The organism is Streptomyces sp. P1-3, from assembly GCF_050613155.1.
Taxonomy (GTDB): Bacteria; Actinomycetota; Actinomycetes; order Streptomycetales; family Streptomycetaceae; genus Streptomyces.
In genome coordinates, this window is the sequence record NZ_CP192512.1 from 5,333,705 (window position 1) to 5,351,105 (window position 17,401).

General features: G+C 73.1%; 15 protein-coding genes. 1 reads left to right on the forward strand and 14 read right to left on the reverse strand.

Going from position 1 to position 17,401, the window contains the following annotated elements:
• Nucleotides 1–64: 64 nt before the first annotated feature.
• From ACQUSR_RS22575 to ACQUSR_RS22610, 8 genes are all read right to left on the reverse strand, one after another.
• Nucleotides 65–469, reverse strand: a complete 405-nt coding sequence (locus ACQUSR_RS22575; RefSeq protein ID WP_431044416.1) for a globin — start codon at nt 467–469, stop codon at nt 65–67.
• 145 nt (nt 470–614) lie between these two features.
• Nucleotides 615–1,874 (reverse strand): FHA domain-containing protein, encoded by a 1,260-nt coding sequence (locus tag ACQUSR_RS22580; RefSeq protein ID WP_431044417.1) that lies wholly within the window; start codon nt 1,872–1,874, stop codon nt 615–617.
• 73 nt (nt 1,875–1,947) lie between these two features.
• Nucleotides 1,948–3,264, reverse strand: coding sequence for a vWA domain-containing protein (locus tag ACQUSR_RS22585; protein ID WP_431044418.1), 1,317 nt, complete (start codon nt 3,262–3,264; stop codon nt 1,948–1,950).
• Between the two features lie 112 nt (nt 3,265–3,376).
• Nucleotides 3,377–5,173, reverse strand: a complete 1,797-nt coding sequence (locus tag ACQUSR_RS22590; RefSeq protein ID WP_431044419.1) for a PP2C family serine/threonine-protein phosphatase — start codon at nt 5,171–5,173, stop codon at nt 3,377–3,379.
• Between the two features lie 3 nt (nt 5,174–5,176).
• The gene (locus ACQUSR_RS22595) at nt 5,177–8,068 is read right to left on the reverse strand and encodes a tetratricopeptide repeat protein (protein ID WP_431044420.1); all 2,892 of its coding nucleotides are present in this window, start codon (nt 8,066–8,068) and stop codon (nt 5,177–5,179) included.
• On the reverse strand, nt 8,065–9,390 hold the full coding sequence (locus ACQUSR_RS22600) for a hypothetical protein (RefSeq protein WP_431044421.1): 1,326 nt from the start codon (nt 9,388–9,390) through the stop codon (nt 8,065–8,067). The genes ACQUSR_RS22595 and ACQUSR_RS22600 overlap by 4 nt, the downstream gene beginning before the upstream one ends.
• A gap of 104 nt (nt 9,391–9,494) precedes the next feature.
• Complete coding sequence (locus ACQUSR_RS22605; protein WP_431044422.1) at nt 9,495–10,499, reverse strand: glutamate ABC transporter substrate-binding protein; 1,005 nt, start codon at nt 10,497–10,499, stop codon at nt 9,495–9,497.
• Nucleotides 10,499–11,908, reverse strand: coding sequence for a hypothetical protein (locus ACQUSR_RS22610; protein WP_431044423.1), 1,410 nt, complete (start codon nt 11,906–11,908; stop codon nt 10,499–10,501). The genes ACQUSR_RS22605 and ACQUSR_RS22610 overlap by 1 nt, the downstream gene beginning before the upstream one ends.
• A 450-nt stretch (nt 11,909–12,358) precedes the next feature.
• Here ACQUSR_RS22610 and ACQUSR_RS22615 point away from each other — a divergent pair, with 450 nt between their 5' ends.
• A complete protein-coding gene (locus tag ACQUSR_RS22615) occupies nt 12,359–12,763 on the forward strand; it encodes a hypothetical protein (protein WP_431044424.1) in 405 nt (134 codons plus the stop codon).
• A gap of 79 nt (nt 12,764–12,842) precedes the next feature.
• Here ACQUSR_RS22615 and ACQUSR_RS22620 read toward each other — a convergent pair whose 3' ends face one another.
• The 6 genes from ACQUSR_RS22620 to ACQUSR_RS22645 all read right to left on the reverse strand — a co-directional run bounded on the left by ACQUSR_RS22620 (nt 12,843) and on the right by ACQUSR_RS22645 (nt 17,382).
• The gene (locus tag ACQUSR_RS22620; RefSeq protein WP_431044425.1) at nt 12,843–13,391 is read right to left on the reverse strand and encodes an NUDIX hydrolase; all 549 of its coding nucleotides are present in this window, start codon (nt 13,389–13,391) and stop codon (nt 12,843–12,845) included.
• 13 nt (nt 13,392–13,404) lie between these two features.
• A complete protein-coding gene (locus ACQUSR_RS22625; RefSeq protein ID WP_431044426.1) occupies nt 13,405–14,526 on the reverse strand; it encodes an adenosylhomocysteinase in 1,122 nt (373 codons plus the stop codon).
• Between the two features lie 91 nt (nt 14,527–14,617).
• On the reverse strand, nt 14,618–15,118 hold the full coding sequence (locus tag ACQUSR_RS22630) for a hypothetical protein (RefSeq protein ID WP_431044427.1): 501 nt from the start codon (nt 15,116–15,118) through the stop codon (nt 14,618–14,620).
• Nucleotides 15,115–15,570: a hypothetical protein gene (locus tag ACQUSR_RS22635; protein ID WP_431044428.1), complete on the reverse strand. Its 456-nt coding sequence runs from the start codon at nt 15,568–15,570 to the stop codon at nt 15,115–15,117. The genes ACQUSR_RS22630 and ACQUSR_RS22635 overlap by 4 nt, the downstream gene beginning before the upstream one ends.
• 55 nt (nt 15,571–15,625) lie before the next feature.
• Nucleotides 15,626–16,855 carry a helix-turn-helix domain-containing protein gene (locus ACQUSR_RS22640; protein WP_431044429.1) on the reverse strand — a complete coding sequence of 410 codons (1,230 nt, stop codon included), beginning with the start codon at nt 16,853–16,855 and terminating at the stop codon, nt 15,626–15,628.
• A gap of 242 nt (nt 16,856–17,097) precedes the next feature.
• On the reverse strand, nt 17,098–17,382 hold the full coding sequence (locus ACQUSR_RS22645; RefSeq protein ID WP_431044430.1) for a GntR family transcriptional regulator: 285 nt from the start codon (nt 17,380–17,382) through the stop codon (nt 17,098–17,100).
• Nucleotides 17,383–17,401 lie beyond the last annotated feature (19 nt).

Here is a 17,401-nt window from a genome sequence, read left to right on the forward strand (position 1 = left end):
GGGCTCAGCGCCCGGGGCGACCTGCTCGGCGCCCGGGTCACCGGCCGCCTTCGTCGGTCCCGGCTCAGTCCGGGGTGTTGATCATGCTGGCTGCGGCGTAGGTGAGGTAGTTCCACAGCTGCGTCTCGTGCTCCGGCGCCAGACCGAGCTCATCGACCGCGTCGCGCATGTGGCGCAGCCACGCGTCGTGGGCCGCCCGGTCCACCGTGAACGGCGCGTGGCGCATCCGCAGCCTGGGGTGGCCGCGGCCGTCGCTGTACGTACGCGGACCGCCCCAGTACTGCATCAGGAACAGGGCCAGCCGTTCCTCGGCCGGGCCCAGGTCCTCCTCCGGGTACATCGGCCGCAGCAGCGGGTCCTCCGCGACTCCCTGGTAGAAGCGGTGCACCAGGCGTCGGAAGGTCTCCTCGCCGCCCACCTGCTCGTAGAACGTCTGCTCCTGAAGGGTGCCGCGCGGAATCTCCATCACCCACCCATGGTCTCAGATGCCCGGACGAGGACCGCAGACGTAGGGCGGCGGCCCCGGCCGCGGGCACCCAGGGTCGCCGTCGGCAGACAGCACGGCGGCCGCGTGCTCGTTGACGCACGCGGCCGCTCTCCGCACCACGGCACCGTCAGCCGCGGCGCACCGTGATCGTCGTCCAGGCGCCGACGTGCACCCGGTCGCCGTCCTGGAGCGGCACCGGCACATAGGGCTGGATCGGCTCCTCGGAGCCGTTGATCGTCGTGCCGTTGGTGGAGTTCTGGTCCACGACCGCCCAGGTGCCGTCCGGCTGCTGCACCAGGACGGCGTGCTGGTGCGAGACGCCCGGGTCCTCCGGCGGGCGGGACAGATCGATGTCGGGGGACTCGCCCGTGCTGTGCCGGCGGCGGCCGATGGTGACCTGGTGGCCGGTGAGCGGCAGTTGCTGCTCGGGGGAGTACGCCGGGAGGTTCAGCCCGGCGGCCTCGGGGCCGCTGCGGTGCATCATCGCCATGAAGTACTCGCGGTCCGGCGCGATCACCGCGACCCAGCCCGCGGGCGCGGGCGCCGGGCCGGCCGGGTACTGCGCGGGCTGCACCGGCTGCGGGTGCGGCACGGCGGTGCTGGGGAAGTCGTCGTTCCCGAACGGCGGTCCGACGGGTGCCTGCGGCGGGTACGGCATCGGGCCAGGGCCCGGCCCCGGCGCGCCCAGGCCCGGAGCGCCAGGCCCCGGCGCGGGGTGCGCGGGCGGCGCGAACGGGGCCTGCGCGCCCGCCGGGGGAGCCGTGGGCGCGGGTCCGCCCGGAGGGGGCAGCGTCCAGTCGTCGTCGGAACCGAACCCCTGGCCCGGGGCCTGGCCGGGAGCGTGGCCCGGAACCCCCGCAGCCGCCGGCGCCTGGCCGGGCGTCTGCCCCGGTATCTGGCCCGGCAACTGCCCGGGCAGCGGCGTCCCGGCGGCCGGGGAAGCCGCGAACGGCTCAGCCGGGTGGTTCATGTGCGCCGGCCCCGCCCCGGGGAACCCGCCGCCCTGCGTGCCCTGCGGCTGCTGAGGGGTGAGCGACGGGGGCTGGAAGCCGCCCGGCGCCGGTGGCGGCGGCGGGGAGTACGGCGTCGCGGAGTGCGTCAGGAAGTTGTACCGGCACTCCTCGCAGAACGGCGTCTGCGCCTCCCGTGGCGTACGGCACTGCGGGCACAGCTCGGCCTGGAACGCGTGCTTCGGCTGCGGGGCGGGGTAGCCGTAGCCACCCGGCGGCGCGCCCGGCACTCCGGGGCCGCCCGGCGGTGGCGCGCCCATCATGGGCGGCGGTGGCGGCGGGGCACCGGGAGGCATGGGCGTCCCCGACATCCGGTGGCCGCACACCTCGCACCAGTCGTCAGCCGCCGACTGGTGGCCGTTCGGGCAGGTCGCCATGTCGGAGATTCCCCCTCTTTTACTGTCTGCTGGCTTTGCTGTGCGCGCAGCGCTGTCCGCTGCGGCTGTCCTGCTACTTCTTCACACGAACCGTCTTGGTGGAGCGGGTTTCGAGGGTCATCTCGTCCGCCTCCGCGACCTTCGCCTTCAGTCGCACAGTACCTGTCCGCGCGTCCACGACGTCCACCACCTTCGAAAGGAGTTTCGCCGTATCCTCGTTCCCCGATGCGCTGGCGAGCTGGACGGCACGGCCGAGTTTCGCCGTCGCACCGCTCCAGTCGCCCGCTTTACGCGCGTCAAGCCCCTGCTGGATCACCTGCGCCAGCTCGGCCTGGCCCGTGTAGTGCGCGACCTGCGGGTTGATCGCCGTCGAGGCGGCCATGTCGTCGGTCCACACGGCCCGGACCAGCCCCGGGCGCAGCGGCGCCGGGGAGCCCTCGCCGGAGTCCGGAAGCACCAGGCCCACGCGGGCCGCCAGCATCTCCTGTCCGATGCCCGCCGCGGGCACCCGTACGCACACGTGGTAGTCCCGGGACTCGTCCCCCCACGAGCCCGTCGGATAGTCCCCGGCGCGCGGCCCCGCCGCCACCCGCCGGTCGGTCAGGTCCTCCACCGTCGGAGCGACCTGCTTGACGAACCGCACCTCGGCGCCCTGCGGCGTCCACAGCCGCAGCGCGACGTCCGCGACCTCCTTGCCCATCGCGTGCTCCATCATCCGCGTGAAGTCCGCGGTGAGCTCGGACGGATCGGCCACGATGTCGGCCGTGCCCAGCAGCGCGGAAGCGATCCCGGTGACCTCCTTGACCTCCCAGTCGGTGCCGACTCCCCGCGCGTCACACGTGAAGCGGCCCGCGCACGCGTCCAGCGCCGCCCGCAGTTCCTCGGGCGTCTCGTGCTCGTTGCGGCCGTCGGTGAGCAGGATGCCGTGCCGGATCGCGACGTCGGAGGAGGCCAGCAACCGGTCCGCCAGCCGCAGCCAGGTCCCGATCGCCGTACCGCCGCCCGGGCTGAGCCTGCGCAGGGCGTCCTTGGCCCGGGCCCGGCTCGCCGGGTCGGCGGGCACCGGCCGGCCCTCCCCGGGGAAGATCTCCACCGCTTTGTGCGTGCCCGCCACGACGGCGAAGGCGACCCCGTCGCGGACGGTGTCGATCGCGGCGGCCGTGGCCTCCCGCGCGTTGCGCATCTTCGTCGGCGGGTAGTCCATGGAGCCGGAGCAGTCGACCATGATCACCACGGCGGCGGTGGGAGCGGGCAGCCGGCCCGTCGTACCGCCACCGGTGGCGGTGACCGTGACGATCGCGTTCACCTCCCGGCCCCCGTCGGGGAGGTACTCGTTCTGGTAGACGTCGACCGAGAACCGAGGACCGGTCGACTTGGAGAAGTTGGCCATCTGTCGCGCTCCTTGGCACTCCGCGTGGACTTAACCATGAACGGGCGCACAGACGCGTGCCCCGCGTGCGCTCCGTGCCGTCGGGCACGCGCGCACCGCCCCCCCTCGGGCCTCAGGCCGATCCTGCCCGCCCCGGCGGAGCCGGGAACGGGAGGACCGCCACTGTTACGTTGTCGTGGCCGCCGCCGTCGAGCGCGTGGTCGACCAGCGTCCGGGCGCTGTCCAGCGGCCGCGACCGGGCGTCGGCCGGGATCGCCGCGGCCATCTCGTCCGCGGACTCGGCGTAGTTCCACAGCCCGTCGGTGCAGACCACCACCACGCCGGGCCGGTCCGGCTTGAACGAGGCGGTGTGCGGTTCCAGTTCGTACGCGTCCGCGCCGAGCCAGCCGGTGATGGCGTGGGCGCGCTCGTCCGCGTACGCCTCCGCCTCCGACATCAGGCCCGCCGCCACCATCTGCGCCGCCCAGGAGTCGTCCTCGGTGAGGCGGGCCGTGGGGGCCGTGCGGTCGTCGGGTACCCAGTACGCCCGGCTGTCGCCGACCCAGCCCACGGTGAGGATGCCGCCCGCGACCACGGCACTGACGATGGTGCAGGCCGGGGCGTTCTCCTGGCGGTGGTGCTCCGGTACGGACGGGGGCTCCAGGGCCAGCGCGTTGACCGCCTCGGCGGCGGCCATGATCGCCTCGTGCATGGCGTGCTGCGGGTGCGTACCCCGCGGGAGGGCGGTGACCAGCGCCTCCCTGGCGGCGTTCGCCGCCGCCTCGGAGGCGTCGTCGGGCCGGGTCGCGGAGGACACGCCGTCGCACACGACCGCGACGACGGCCGGTGAGCCGTCGGGCAGCGCCGTGGTGGACACGCTGAACGCGTCCTCGTTGCGGTGGTGCCGCAGCCCCCGGTCGGTGGCCGCCGCGACGCCGGTCGTCTCGTGCTCCATGTGGTCCCGTTCTCGGGGCTGGGCGTGCCCGCAGTGCTCGCAGTAGCCGTCCTTGTCGATAACGCCCGCCCGGCACGCCGCGCACGCCCTACCGCCGCCCGTCGGGGCGCCGGTACCAGCCGTGGCGGACGCCGATGGGGGCGCGGCCGCGTCCGCTGATGCCGGGGCCCCGAGCGCGGTGCGCGGATCGGCGACGGGGGCTTGGGCGGGCGCGGGGGCCGGTACCGGGGCCGACGCGGCCTCGGGGGTGCCGATGGGGCCGCCGGGCCCGACGGGGCCGACTCCGGCGGCGGAGAGGGCCGTCGCGGGTGCCGGTGCGGGCGCTGGCAGCGCGTAGTCGTCAGCGGGCCCAGCCTGGGTGGCGGCTGGGATACCCGCAGCCGCCCCGGCGGCCTGCACCGGCCCGTCGACGGCGGGGCCGCTCCCGACCGCCGCCGCCCCGGCAACGGGGCTGCTTGCGGGGGCGGGTGCCCCGGCGATGGGGCTGTTGCCGGGCGCGGGTGCCCCTGCGGTGGAGCCGCTCCCGGCCGCTGCCGCCCCGGCAGTGGGGCTGCTTCCATGCACCGGCCCGTCTCCCGCCGCTCCGGCTCGGGCCACGGAGCCACCGGCTCCGGCCGGCGGTTCGGCTCCGGCCGGTGGTTGGGCGGCGGCGCCTGCCTCGGCCGCGGGCTCGCCGAACCCGGCCGCGGGCACCGGCTCTCCGGCGACGGGCGCCGGCTCTCCGGCCGCCTGGGCGGCCGCTCCCGGTGTCTCCCCGGCCTCGCCCGCCGGTGCCCGTCCGCCGGCCGCCTGGCTCGCGGCGCGCGAGAGGCCGTTCAGGGAGAGCGTCGGGTGCGGGTCGTCGCCGGTCATGGCCGCCGGGGGCGGCGCCGACAGGTCGGCGCCGCAGCCGCCACAGAAGTTGTCACCCGATTCCAGCGGCTCGGCACAGCTCGGGCAGGCGGACAGCTGGGGCAGCTGCGGCATCTGGGACATCGATCACACCCACGTCCTGGGGCGGAAGCGGTTGGCCCGCTCCACCAGTTCGATCCTCTCCTCGCCCCGCTGCGTGAGCCGGGCGAGCATGCGGTACGAGCGTTCGAGACCGAAGCGCAGCCCACGCTCGTCCAGGCTGCTGCCGAGCAGGACCACCCCCGTGGGGGCGGTGCCGCCGGTCGGGCCGGGCGCGGCGGCCGGTGGCGCGCAGTCGCCGCCCGACAGGACCCAGTCCAGCGCGCTGCCCAGTACCTCCGCGCACAGCCGCTCGCGCCGTACCGCGTCGAGCCCGAAGTCCCGCAGCCGTTCCACCTGGAGCGCCGCTGCCGTCAGGTCGCCGAGGAACGTCCCGGGGGCGCCGCCCCACCGGCCCTCGGCCTCGGCGGACCCCGGCCGCAGCCGGGCGCGCACGGCCGCGACCCGGGCCGCCGTGTAGTGGATCGACGACTCCGGTACGGACTCCAGAGCCCGCACGGCGCCCGTACGGTCGCCCGAGCACAGCCGCACCCGGGCGAGCCCGAAGGCCGCACTGACATAGGCGGGGTCGGTCGCCCACACCAGCCGGTAGTACTCGGCGGCGTTGTCCAACTGCCCGAGGATCTCCGCGCACACGCCGAGCGCCAGCTTCGGCGGGGCCTCGCCGGGGAACGCGTCGTACACGGCGTCGAAGGAGGCGGCCGCCATCTCGTGGTCGCCCGTGGTCAGCGCGTGCAGTCCCCGGTACCAGACGATGCGCCAGTCCTCCGGGTACGCCGCCTCCAGCGCGGCCAGTTCACCGGCCGCCGCCCGCTCCTCGCCGAGTTCGAGGTGCGCGCGGACCCGCCGCAGGCGCAGCTCGGCGGAGTCGGCCGGTGCGGCCTGGAGCGCCGCGTGCAGCTCGGCGGGGGCCGAGGTGGCCAGCAGGCCCGCCAGGAAACCGGCGTTGGGGTCCGCGGGGTCGACCCGTGGCACCGGCAGTGCCAGCGCGGTGAGCCGGGCGTCGAACGGCCGGACAGCGGGCAGTCCCTTCGTGCCCGGCCCAGGCAACGGCTGAGGCGCCCCGGCGACCGCGCCGCTCGTCCCGGCGACCGCGCCACTCGGCCCGGCGAGCGCGCCACTCGGCCCCGCGACCGCGCCGCTCGGCCCCGCCGGTGTCCGGGCCGCCCCAGCGACCGCACCGACCGCCGTCCCGACCGCCGTCCCGGCCCCGGTCCGGGCCGCATCCCCGGCCGCCGGCCCGTCCGGCGTGCCGGCGGTGCCCGCCGCCCCGAACGCGGCCGCAGCCGTCGCCCGCGGCTCCTTCCGCCCACGGCCGAGCAGCCCGCCCCGGCCACTGCGCGTACCCCGGCCGCTTCGCCCGCCGCCGGCGCCCCGTGCGCCCAGCGCCGACGGATCCCCGGTCGGCTCGGCGAACAGCTCCGTGTCCACCACCCGCAGCTCCGGCCCGAACAACGTGGACAGCGCCGGTCGCGGGCGTCCGGACTGGAGCGCCACGACCTCCCGGAGCACCCCCGTCAACTGGTCGGACATCTCCTGCGCGGAGGCGAACCTGCGCCCCGGATCAGGGTCGGTGGCCCGAACCAGCAGCCGGTAGAACGACTCGTAGTTCCTGAAGACCTCGATGTTGTCCGGGTCGGGCAGGCTGTCCACGAAGACGTTCGTGTAGCCCTGGAAGTCGAAGGTGAGCACCGCCAGCGTCCGCGCCACCGTGTACAGGTCGGAGGCGACCGACGGGCCCGTCTCGGCGACCTCCGGCGCCTGGTAGCCGACCGTGCCGTAGATCGCGCTGTCCTCGTCGTCCATCCGCCGGACCGCGCCCATGTCGATCAGCTTCAGCTGGTCCTGCTGCTGGATGGCGTTGTCGACCTTGAAGTCGCAGTACAGCAGGTTCCGGCTGTGCAGATGGCCGAGCGCCTCCAGCGCCTCGATGCCGTACGCGCACGCCTGCTCCACCGGCAGCGGATCGCGCTTGCCGTCCGCGGCGCGCCGCTCGTTGGCGATCTCCTTCAGCGACTTGCCGCCGACGTACTCCATGACGATGTAGCCGTCGAGGCTGCCGGTGCGCTGGTCGAGGTGCTCGACGAAGTTGTAGATGCGCACGATGTTGGAGTGCTCGATCTCGGCGAGGAAGCGCCGCTCCGAGACGGCCGCCGACAGCGCGTCCTCGTCACCGGTGTCCAGCAGGCCCTTGAGCACCACCCAGCGGTCCGACACCGCACGGTCTATGGCCAGGTAGATCCAGCCCAGACCGCCGTGCGCCAGACAGCCCGCCACCTCGTACTGCCCGTGCACGATGTCGCCCGGGTTCAGCTTGGGGACGAACGAGTACGGGTGGCCGCACTTGGTGCAGAAGCCCTCGGTGCGGCCCGGTCGGCCGCCACGGGCCCGGCCCACCGGCGCCCCGCAGTCGCTCCGGCTGCAGAACCGCTTCCGCTCCGGCACTTCGGGGTTCGCCAGCACCGCCGTACGCGGGTCGGGGCGCGGCACGTCGGGCACGCTGACCAGGCCCGCGCCCAGCCGGTTGCGCCCCGAGGCGGAGGTGGTCGAGCGCGAGCTGCGCACCGACACCGACCGCGAGGACGTCCGGCCCGACACCGACCGCGACAGCCGCCCGGACACCGAGCGCCGCGAGGACCGGGAACTCTGCGAACGCGCCGAACCCCGGGAGGAGCCACGGGACGAGCCGTGCGAGGACGACCCGCTGCCGCGCCCCGAACCACCGCGCCCCGAACCAGCACCGCGCCCCGACCCGCCGCCGCCCTGGGCGGTCACCCCGGTGGGCGGCGAACCGACCATCCGGTTGTGCGACACCACCGGCGCAAGACCGCAGGTGTCGCAGTACAGCTCGCCGCCGCCCACGTCCTCGTACGCGCCGCCGCAGCCCGGCCGCTGGCACCCCTGGTCGGCGCCGCTCATGAACGTTCCCCCCGGTCGCTCGGCTCACTCGGCTCGGTCCGGCGCGCCTCGACGGCCTCGGCCGCCGCCCGCTGGTAGCGCACCACGGCCTGTTCGGCGGCCCGCAGGTCGCACGGCGCGCTCCACAGCATGCGGCGTGCCACGTCGTACCGCTCGATCAGCAGCGGATCCTCCGCGAGACCGTGCCGCGCGACCTTCGCCTTGTACGCGTCGAGCCGGCCGCGCAGCTCCGCGCGGACCGCCAGCGGCGCCGTGACCGCGGTCAACGACTCGCGGGCCCGCAGCAGTTCGTCCTCGGCCCGCTGCTCCAGGCTCTCCAGCAGCGGGGACAGCCGGTGCCACTGGGCGCGCCTGCGGTACTCGGCCGCCGCCGCCAGCTGCTCGTGCAGCGCCGTCGCCGGACCGCTGACGGCGGGCACCTCCGACGCCGCGATCTTCGCCAGCACCTCGCCGCGCGCCTGCCGCGCCTCGGTGAGCGTACGGTCCGCCCGCGACAGCACGTCGCGCAGCCGCATCAGCCGGGTCTCGGCGTCCTGCCGTACGTCCAGCACCGCCTCGATCTCGCGCCGTACGTCATCCAGGGCGCGGGCCGCGCTGTCGTAGCGCCCGGTGTCCGGACGGCCGCCGCCGGGCGCGGAACTCCCCGTCGCCGGGGCCCAGAAGGCCAGCGGGTCGCGGACCACCTCGTCGCGCAGCGCGGTGAGTTCGGCGGTGATCCGCTCCAGGTCGTCGCCGGACGGGTGCTCGCCGGGCCGCACCCCGACGGAGTGCGCGAGGGAGCGGGTGCGTCTCAGCTCCGCGGCGAGCATGTCGATCCGGGCGGGCAGCGCGGACCACACGGCGTCGGCGGTGACGATCACGTCCAGCGCCTCGGCGTACCACCGGTTCATCCGCGTGACCAGCTCGTCCAGCGCCAACTCCTCGCTGAGCAGCGGCGTTCCGGTGAGCGTGCCGCTGCTGGGCAGGGTGACGGCGGCACCGCCCAGCAGCTCACCGAGCTCCGCCAGCTCGCCGGGGGTGGGCCAGCGGTGCCGGGCGCGCAGCTCGCGGGCGGTGTTCAGCGCGTCGGTGTACGCGTCGAAGTACGTCCACAGCAAGGAGATGGCCTGCTCGGTGGTGGCCCAGCGGTCCCGGGTGACCCCGGTCAGCTCGGCGCCTTCGAGGAGCCGGCGGCCGGCGTGGTCCTGCAGGGCGAACAGCGAGGTCTCGATGGCCTCGTGCTCCGCCCCCAGGCGCGCCAGCGCGCGGTCCACCTCCTCACGGCTCATGGCCGTTCCCTGAGGTTTCCCCGCGGCGCTGGGGAAGGGTCCCGCGGCCCCCATCGATCACCTCTCCGCGTGCGTGTGGCGTACCCGAGGTACGTGGTCGGTCCTTGCCTGTGTGGCTTGCGTGGTCAGTTGTACGTGGTCGGTCCCTATGTGTGTGATCAGTCCCGGTACTTGGGGTCGGGCAGGGTCGGATTCTCCTCGCCGAGGTCCTTGGCGAGCCACTTGTCGTACGCCCGCATCCAGCGGCTGCCCTTCCCGCCCCTGCGGTAGTCGTCCAGCACCTTGTTGACCCGGCGTACCAGGTCCTCGTCGCTCTTGTTCATCGCCACGCCGTACAGCTCGGTGGTGAACGGCTTGCCCTTGAGCTCGACGGCCGGGTCCTGGGCGGCCTGGCCGGCGGCGAGCGCGTTGTCCGTGATCACCGCGTCCACCTCGCCGAGCTGGAGCCTCACCAGGCAGTCGAGCTGGTTGGGCAGCGGGGGCACAACCGTCGCGCCGTGGCTGTCCTCCTTCAGCGCCGCCTCGGCGGTCGAGCCCTTGGCCGTGCAGACCTTGCGGCCGCGCAGGGTGTCGTCGTATCCGGTGACCGGCGACTCCTTGGGAGCCAGCACCTGCTGCCCGGCCTGGAAGTAGGCGGTGGAGAACGCGACGTCCTCGATCCGCTTGCAGTTGATCGTCATGGTGCGTACGACGACGTCGACCTTGCCCTCTTTCAGCGCCGGAATCCGCTGGTTGGTGGGGATCGCGCGGTACGTCACCGCGTCGGGGTCGCCGAGGACGTCGGCCGCGATGGCCCGCACCAGGTCGATGTCGAAGCCGGTCAGCCGCCGGGTGGCCGGATCGCGGTAACCCCAGCGGAAGCTGTTCTGGTCGACGCCCGCGATCAGCCGCCCGTTCTTCTTGATCCGTTCGATGGCGGCGCCGCTCGCGCCGGACGGCCGCAGGCTCGCCTCGGGGGTGTCGCAGGTGTCCGCGGCCGCCTGCGACTCGTCCGCCGCGGTCAGCTCCCGGTGGCCCGCGCCGCGCGTCCCGCCGCCGTCGCCGCCGCGTCCGCCGTCCCCATCGGACAGGGCGGCGGGCACCAGGAACGCCGCTGCCGCCGTCAGCGCGACGGAAGCCGCCACCGCGCCGGACCGGAACCCTCGCATCCTCATGCCCCCCATCACCGGTACTCCGACAGCCTGCGGCCGATGCCCAGCAGCGCGCCGACGGCGCCCAGGACGGCCAGTACCCCGGCGCCGACGGCCAGTCCGGTGAACGCTCCGCGCCCGTCGTCGGCCGCCTGCCTGAACTCCCGCTGCTCGTGGGCGAGCGCGCGCGTCAGCGCCTTGTCCACCTTGTCGAACGCCTCACCCGTGCTGCCCTTGCCGCCGATCACCTTCTGCAGCGCGTCCTCGTAGTCGCCCTTGTCGTCGGCCGCCCGGGCGACCGCATGCCGGCTCTGCCACTCCCGGACGTTTTCCAGCGCCCGCGCCACCGGTGCGCCGCCCTCGCTGTCGTCCGCCAGCGCGTCGGCCCGACCGAGCAGGCTGCTGCGGTGGGCGGCGCCGCCGCCGTCCTCGCCGACCAGCCGCTTCATCTGCTCCGTGTAGCTGACCTCGTACGCGTCCTTGTCCCCGTTCTTCCCCGCCGTCACCGCGCCGCGGGCCACCAGCGTCAGGTTCTCGTCACCGCGCGCCTGCAACGCGCTGATCTGCGCCTCGTTGAGCACCCGGAGCGACCGCGCGCCGTGTTCGTCGGAGTCGCCGAGCTGGACGGCGGCGACGCTGTGCCCCACCACCAGCCACAGCAGGGCCACCGTGCAGGCGGCGGAGGCGCCCAGCATCCCGTGGTTGAACACCCGGTTCGTCCGCAGGTAGTTGCGGCGCTGCGCCCAGCCCAGGGCGCCCAGCGCCAGGACTCCGGTGGCCAGCGCCACCCACGGCCATGCCTTCGCGTCCTCGTAGTCCTCGCCGAGCCGGGCGGACTCGGTCTCGTACAGCGCGCGGGCGGCGGGCAGCAGGGAACGGGTCATGGTGTCGTTGGCGTACCGCAGATACGCGCCGCCCAGCGGCAGCCCCTGCCGGTTGTTGGCGCGGGCCGCCTCGATCAGGCCCGTGTACACCGGGAGCTTCTCGTTCAGCGCGGCGATCTGGCGGCGGGCAGCCGCCGACCCGTCGGTGTTGGCCGCCGCCTCCGCCAGCCGCTGCGAGGCCTCCGCGATGTCCGCCTCGTAGCGTTCGCGCACCTCCCGCGGCTCCTGCCCGCCGGCCAGGAAGCCGCTCGCCGCGGTGGTGTCGGCGTCGGCGAGCGAACGGTAGATACGGGCGGCGTCCGCGCTCAGCGGCTGGCTCCGCTCGACCACCGCGTCGGCGGACGCCTGCCGGTCCGAGACCTGCCATGCGGTCGCCGCGCCGAACAGCAGCACCAGGCCCGCCAGCACCGCGCCGATGATGCGCAGCCGACCGGGCTCGGTGACGGCGGCGGCGCGCAGCCGGTCGACGCCCTCGCGCCAGGCGGTCTGGCGCGGGCCGGTACCGGGATCGGTGCCCGGCGCCGATGGGGAGGGGGATACGCCAGGGCCCCCCGGCACACCTGGCGCCGACCCGGGTCCCGCTCCCGCATCCGGTGTCACCGGTGCGCCCGGTGGTGCACCCGGTGCCGGTGGACGCGGTCCGGGCAGCGCGGGCTGCGCCGCCGCGGTCGGCCCGTTCCCGGGCAGTCCGGCTCCGCCCGTGGTCGGCGGCTGTGACACGAGACCTCTCCCCCTCGGTCGCTGGCGATGGCCCGTCGCCCGGCGCGGCAAGGGACGAGTACCGGGCAGCAGTATGGCCGCAGCTCCTGGCAATCTCACCGGTATTGCCCGGATCTTGTTCGGATCGCGATCTTCGCCGACGGGCGGGCCGACCTCCTGCCAGCCATCACGCACTCGCGGGCCGTTCGGTTCCCGTACGTGTGTTCCGGGGACGGGCCGGGCCGGGGGGCGTCGTTCCCGGCGGAAAGGCAGACAGGCGGGGTCGATTGTGGGGGCTAGGCTCAGCCCATGGCTGAGCCTTTCGTCAGCGGTGATGCGCACCATCTCGCGTGTGGCATCTGCCCATCCCGCCGACTTCCCGTCGGCGAGTTCGACGTGTACGAGCGCCCGACCAAAGAGTGCCCGTTCAATCCTGCCGACGGGCATCGATACGACTCAAACGGCGTACCGGTCTGTGTCCACCCGGACAAGGTCGGGCTACCCGCAGCCAGGTACAAGAGCGATGGTGCCCCGCTGGTCGCGAAGCTCGCACTTCCCGCGACGGAGGCTGAGCTGGTGCCGTACCTGCGAGAGGCGCTGTACGGCGCAGCGCCGTGCCTGCTCGACGACCTGCTCGAACAGGCGCACGCCGAGATTCCCCGGACGTTTCCGGGCATCGACGTGCTGGCGACGCTGCGCCGCGCGCTCAACTAGCCAGCCGTGGCGAACCCAGGGGCGAACCGCCGGCCGCCATACGGCGGCCCCGGCGCCCGTCTGACGGGGTATTCGGGCCCTACGGGCGGGCGGCGGCCATTACGTGGGAGCGCAGGGGCTCGGCCGTCAACATGTCGGCGAACTGCCACGAGTAGGCCGTGACCTCTTCCTCTTGCAGGTCGACGATCTCGGCCGTGGTCCGGAAGAGGTACCGAAAGTCGAAGTGCTGGTGTGCGTCCTCGCCTTTGTCGGGGTTGGCCGGGATCGGGTGGGCGTCGATGTGGAGCGGCACACCGCTGACGGGCTCGACCCGGTCCCGGCTGATGCCGGTCTCTTCCTCCAGTTCCCGAAGAGCGGCGTCGAGCAGGGTTGCATCGCTCGTCTCAACGTGACCGCCGGGCAGCAGCCACTTGCGAAGCGCGCGGTGTTCGATGGTCAGTACGCGGCCGTCGGGGCGGAGCAGGGCGGCCCCGGCTGTGACGTGTCCGCGGTACTCCTTGCGCGAGGCGATCGAGTCGCCGGCCTCGTCGAGCACTTCGGAGAGCACCGACAGGGCGTCTTTCTCGTCCGGGTGGTCGGCGAGGTAGGCGTCGAGGGTCTCGCGCACATGCTGTGCCGTGATCGGCATGAGGTCCTGTCTCCTAGCGGTTGAAGTAGTTGAGCCACGTTGCCGCGATGGTCTTCCGGTCGACGGTGTCCACCTCGTGCATACCGTGTCCGAGGTCGCCGCGGGTGAGCATCCGGATTCCGGCGAGTATCTCGGCCTGTACGAGGAAGATGAACGGTCCAACGGACGCACCGTGCAGGAAGTTGACGGCGTTCCCTCCGTTGAGCAGATAGAAGTAATGGCCTGTCGTCGCGTACCGCGTGACGTGCTCACCGTTCGGGGTGCGCTGGTAGACCCCGGGCAGGGCGTCGAGGTCGAGTTCGTCCTCACTGCTCGTGACAGTGGCGACGTAGGCGCCGTTCCGCAGGCTCGAAAAGTCCTCGCCGCGGAGCGACACGGCGCCGGTCGCGCACAGGACCAGTCCAGCGCCGTGCAGGGCGGCGTCACGGTCCCGGGCTACTGCGAAACCCTGCGAGAGGGCCTGTGCCTGCCGGACGGGGTCGACGTCGTGCACGGTGACCTGTACGCCCTTGGCGTGCAGTAGTCGGGCGATGCTGGACCCGAGCTTGCCGAATCCGATCACGAGTGCGGGGCGGCCGTGAAGGATGTCGCCGCGGTTGCGCATGAGGGCCTCGGCGGAGAACACGACCGACTGCCCAACGAGGAAATCCTCGGGGTCCTTGAGCGGGGAGCGAGCGACGGAGACGACAGGGCAGGGCAACTTGTCGCGGTCGGCGTAGCGTTTGTGGCCGTTCTCGGTGTCCTCGACAACGCCAAGGATGCGCCCGGAGTATCGGTCACACAGGGCGTCGAGGGAGGGGGCGAAGTAGCCGCCGACGTCGAGCAGTACGACGGCCTCGCCGGGGGCGCGTGCCTCGATGTAGTCGAGCGCGGTGTCGTCGTCTTCGAACATCTCGCGCGTCAGGGTGTCGCACGGGGTCGCCTTCTCGACCGCACGTCGGGCGGTGGCGTCGATGGACTTCGGCTTGGGCAGCACCGCGCGCAGGTTGCTGCTCTTCCCTACGGCCCCGACGAACGAAGGGCGTTCGGGCAGTAGGTGCGTGATCAGGAAGGACGACGGGCGCTCGGTCGAGGCGAAGTCGTCGGCGACGCGCGCGAAATAGGAGTCGAGGCGGGCGCGCTCGAACTGTTCCATGGACTCACTTCCCTTGGTTGGGGCGGTGGTTCTGGACAGGTGGTGACCGTCCCCGCGTCCGGGGGAACCGTTGTCGATGCGGGGGCGGGGTTCATCGGGGGAAGCGCCAGCGGCGGGGCTTCCGGTGGTGTCCCGCTTCCGCCGGGGCGTAGGTGCGATATCCGGCGGAAGTGGGAGACTGCGACGGCCTGCGAGTGGGCAGGGCGTAGGCGCGCACGGAGTACCGGGCGTCGTAGTCCGTGACGCCGAGGGCGAAGGTGTTGCCGGACCTGAGGACACGCAAGACGTGCTCGTACCGCTTGTCGCTACTGGCCCATGCGAGCAGGTCGTCATCAGGCCGGGGACAGGTGGGGCCCGCGGCAACGAGCAGTACCGACCGAAGGTGCGGCGCGGTCGGCTCAGGGGCGAGCAGGCGGGCGAGGCGCTGCGCCTCGGCGCGCATCCATCGTGCGGCGAGACGCGGGGACGCGGCTCGGTAGTAGGCGAGGACGATCTCGCGGGAACCGCTCAGACCGTAGGCGGTCACCTCACAGCGGAAGGCGACGGCGGCGTGTTTGAGGGGGAGTGCGGCGACCGGCGGGCGGTACCTCATGAGGGCCCCGCCCCCGGCTCGCGTTGCCGGGCCTTCTCCCTGCGCTCGATGAGCTGTGCGAGTTGCAGGTGAAGCAGCTCAACTTCCGACGGGGTGAGGATGAGCACCGCTTCCGAGGTGCCCCCGTCCTCATGGTGGATGGTGACGGGTAGGGCGCTCTGCTGCGCCCGGGCGTCGTACACCACGTCGCGCCGTTGGGGCGTGACGTGCCTGACCGGTACGGCCACGGGGCGCAGAGTGGTGCCGTCCGCTCTCGCGCGCCAGTCACCCCCGCCCCCGGGCAACCGCAGGTGGTACGACTTCGCGCTGTCGCTCGGCAGGTCGACCACGACCCCGATCTGCCCGCCCTTGGCGAGGTCGAGGGCGAGGTCGCCGAGCCGGGGGTGAAAGGGGGAGCCTGCGCCTAACTCGACGCCACATATGGGGAGTTGCTTCGAGGTGTGTTCGGCCATGCTTCGAAGCTAGGAGCGGGCTACGGGCCGAATATGAACCGGAGGAATATCACCCTTATCCGTCGAGGTGAAAGCGGTCTGACATGCGGCGCAGCTTCTCGCGGGTGGCCGATCGTTCGGCGTAGACGATGCTGCGAAGGGTTGACCGGGCGATGGGATGGTTGCGGATGAGCTGCGGCGCGATGCGCTCGGCGGTCTCCAGTTCCGTCAACGCCTTGTCGCGGTTCCCGTCCCACAGCCACGCTCGGGCGAGGTCCATGTGATGGTGCCCCTGCCGGGAGTTGGGGAGCGCGGCGACCAGGTCCTGGGGGGTGCGCCGGTTTATGGCCAGGGCCTTGCGCTGCTCGCGCATCTCCAGTGCGACGCTGATTGCGTGGATCTGGACGTTGCCGGGGGAGAACGTGAGCGAATGCCGGTCGTAGATCGGCGGGCCGATATGCTCGCCCAACCGGTCGGCGGCCGTCCGCGCGTAGCCGATACGGTCCTCGGCTTCCGCCGTGCGTCCGCCCCGCGCTGCGGACACGGCCGCGCGAAGCTGGAGAGATCCCCACGCGCGCACGGCGAGCGGCTCGCCCTGGTCGTATCCCTGCTGAACGCTGCCGATGGCTCGATCCGAAAGGGCGACTGCGTCCGTCCAGTCCGCAGTGGCCCACATGTCCCATACTCGCATCCAGTCCGCCACGGCTGGCATGACGGAGTCGCCGGACAGGCGGGCCGACCAGGCGGCGCGTTCGCAAGACATGGCGACCAACTCGGGGTGTCCGAGGGCGTGCGCAGCGGTGTGCGCGAACTTGCAGCACACGGCGTAGATGGCGAACGCTTCCTCGCGTTCATGGCCGGTGGAGACCTCGGCGAGGGCGCGAGCTTCCCGGAACAGGTCGGGAAGTACCTGCATGATCGCTACGTTCGCGGCAGCGTCGCGCAGGCGGTGAAGCCGGGTTGTCTCCTGCCAGAGTTGCCCCGACGGCCGGGGGGTTCCCTCGAACACGGGGGCGAGGTCGTACCGCCGCATCTCGCGCAGGATGGACGCTGCGGCAACCTGCCACTGGTTCTCGTTGGGTGAGCTGTTGTACGGGCGGCCGATCAGGTCGTTGGGGTGCACGTGCAGCTCGGCGGCAACCTGGTTGAGCAAGCCGACGCGGTCAAGCTCGATGAGGCCGCGTTCCATCTTCGACACCCACCCCTGCGACTTCCCCAGGGCGACGGCGAGGTCTGCCTGCGGCATCCCAAGCCGGAGTCGTGCGCGCCGCGCGCGGCGGCCGATTTCCTCGGCTTCCTCCAACATTAGTGCGCCCCCCTTACGGTGAGGGGCCGGCGGCTTACAAGCATTCGGCGAGGCATCCGTGCTCCATCCGTCGGACCTATGTCCATGACGGTACAGAGCGCACACGGTACGCGTGGAGGGCTACGGGTTCAGGAAGTGCCCCGGAGACGACAAAGGGGCCCCGCACCGGCGCGATGCCGGGCGGGGCGCTGCTCGGGGCAAGGTACTCGCCGATCACGTGACGAGTGCAGGTGGGTGCTTGGTTATGTGTTCTCGACCGTGGTCGAGGGCTGTCCGGGGGCGGAGACGAACGCGCCGCGCTGCGGGACGACGAACACGGTCCCCTCGTCGGCCAGCACACGGACGGCTTTGCGGGCGGTCATGCGGGCGACGCCGAATTCGTCGGCGAGGCGCTGCTCACCCGGCAGGGGGCGTAGCGGCTGCCAGTCGCCGCGCTTGATGCGGGCGCGCAGTACCCCGGCGATCTGCACGTATACCGGCACTGGCCCGCCGTGGACGATCTCGTCATCCGGCCCGTAATCGCTCATGGCACAGAGGGTAGGGCGC

Excerpts from the sequence above, each read along its gene's own strand:
- ACQUSR_RS22580 (WP_431044417.1), bottom strand. The coding sequence starts at position 1,874 with ATGGCGACCTGCCCGAACGGCCACCAGTCGGCGGCTGACGACTGGTGC.
- ACQUSR_RS22585 (WP_431044418.1), bottom strand. The coding sequence starts at position 3,264 with ATGGCCAACTTCTCCAAGTCGACCGGTCCTCGGTTCTCGGTCGACGTC.
- ACQUSR_RS22590 (WP_431044419.1), bottom strand. The coding sequence starts at position 5,173 with ATGTCCCAGATGCCGCAGCTGCCCCAGCTGTCCGCCTGCCCGAGCTGT.
- ACQUSR_RS22595 (WP_431044420.1), bottom strand. The coding sequence starts at position 8,068 with ATGAGCGGCGCCGACCAGGGGTGCCAGCGGCCGGGCTGCGGCGGCGCG.
- ACQUSR_RS22600 (WP_431044421.1), bottom strand. The coding sequence starts at position 9,390 with ATGGGGGCCGCGGGACCCTTCCCCAGCGCCGCGGGGAAACCTCAGGGA.
- ACQUSR_RS22605 (WP_431044422.1), bottom strand. The coding sequence starts at position 10,499 with ATGGGGGGCATGAGGATGCGAGGGTTCCGGTCCGGCGCGGTGGCGGCT.
- ACQUSR_RS22615 (WP_431044424.1), top strand. The coding sequence starts at position 12,359 with ATGGCTGAGCCTTTCGTCAGCGGTGATGCGCACCATCTCGCGTGTGGC.
- ACQUSR_RS22620 (WP_431044425.1), bottom strand. The coding sequence starts at position 13,391 with ATGCCGATCACGGCACAGCATGTGCGCGAGACCCTCGACGCCTACCTC.
- ACQUSR_RS22625 (WP_431044426.1), bottom strand. The coding sequence starts at position 14,526 with ATGGAACAGTTCGAGCGCGCCCGCCTCGACTCCTATTTCGCGCGCGTC.
- ACQUSR_RS22630 (WP_431044427.1), bottom strand. The coding sequence starts at position 15,118 with ATGAGGTACCGCCCGCCGGTCGCCGCACTCCCCCTCAAACACGCCGCC.
- ACQUSR_RS22635 (WP_431044428.1), bottom strand. The coding sequence starts at position 15,570 with ATGGCCGAACACACCTCGAAGCAACTCCCCATATGTGGCGTCGAGTTA.
- ACQUSR_RS22640 (WP_431044429.1), bottom strand. The coding sequence starts at position 16,855 with ATGTTGGAGGAAGCCGAGGAAATCGGCCGCCGCGCGCGGCGCGCACGA.
- ACQUSR_RS22645 (WP_431044430.1), bottom strand. The coding sequence starts at position 17,382 with ATGAGCGATTACGGGCCGGATGACGAGATCGTCCACGGCGGGCCAGTG.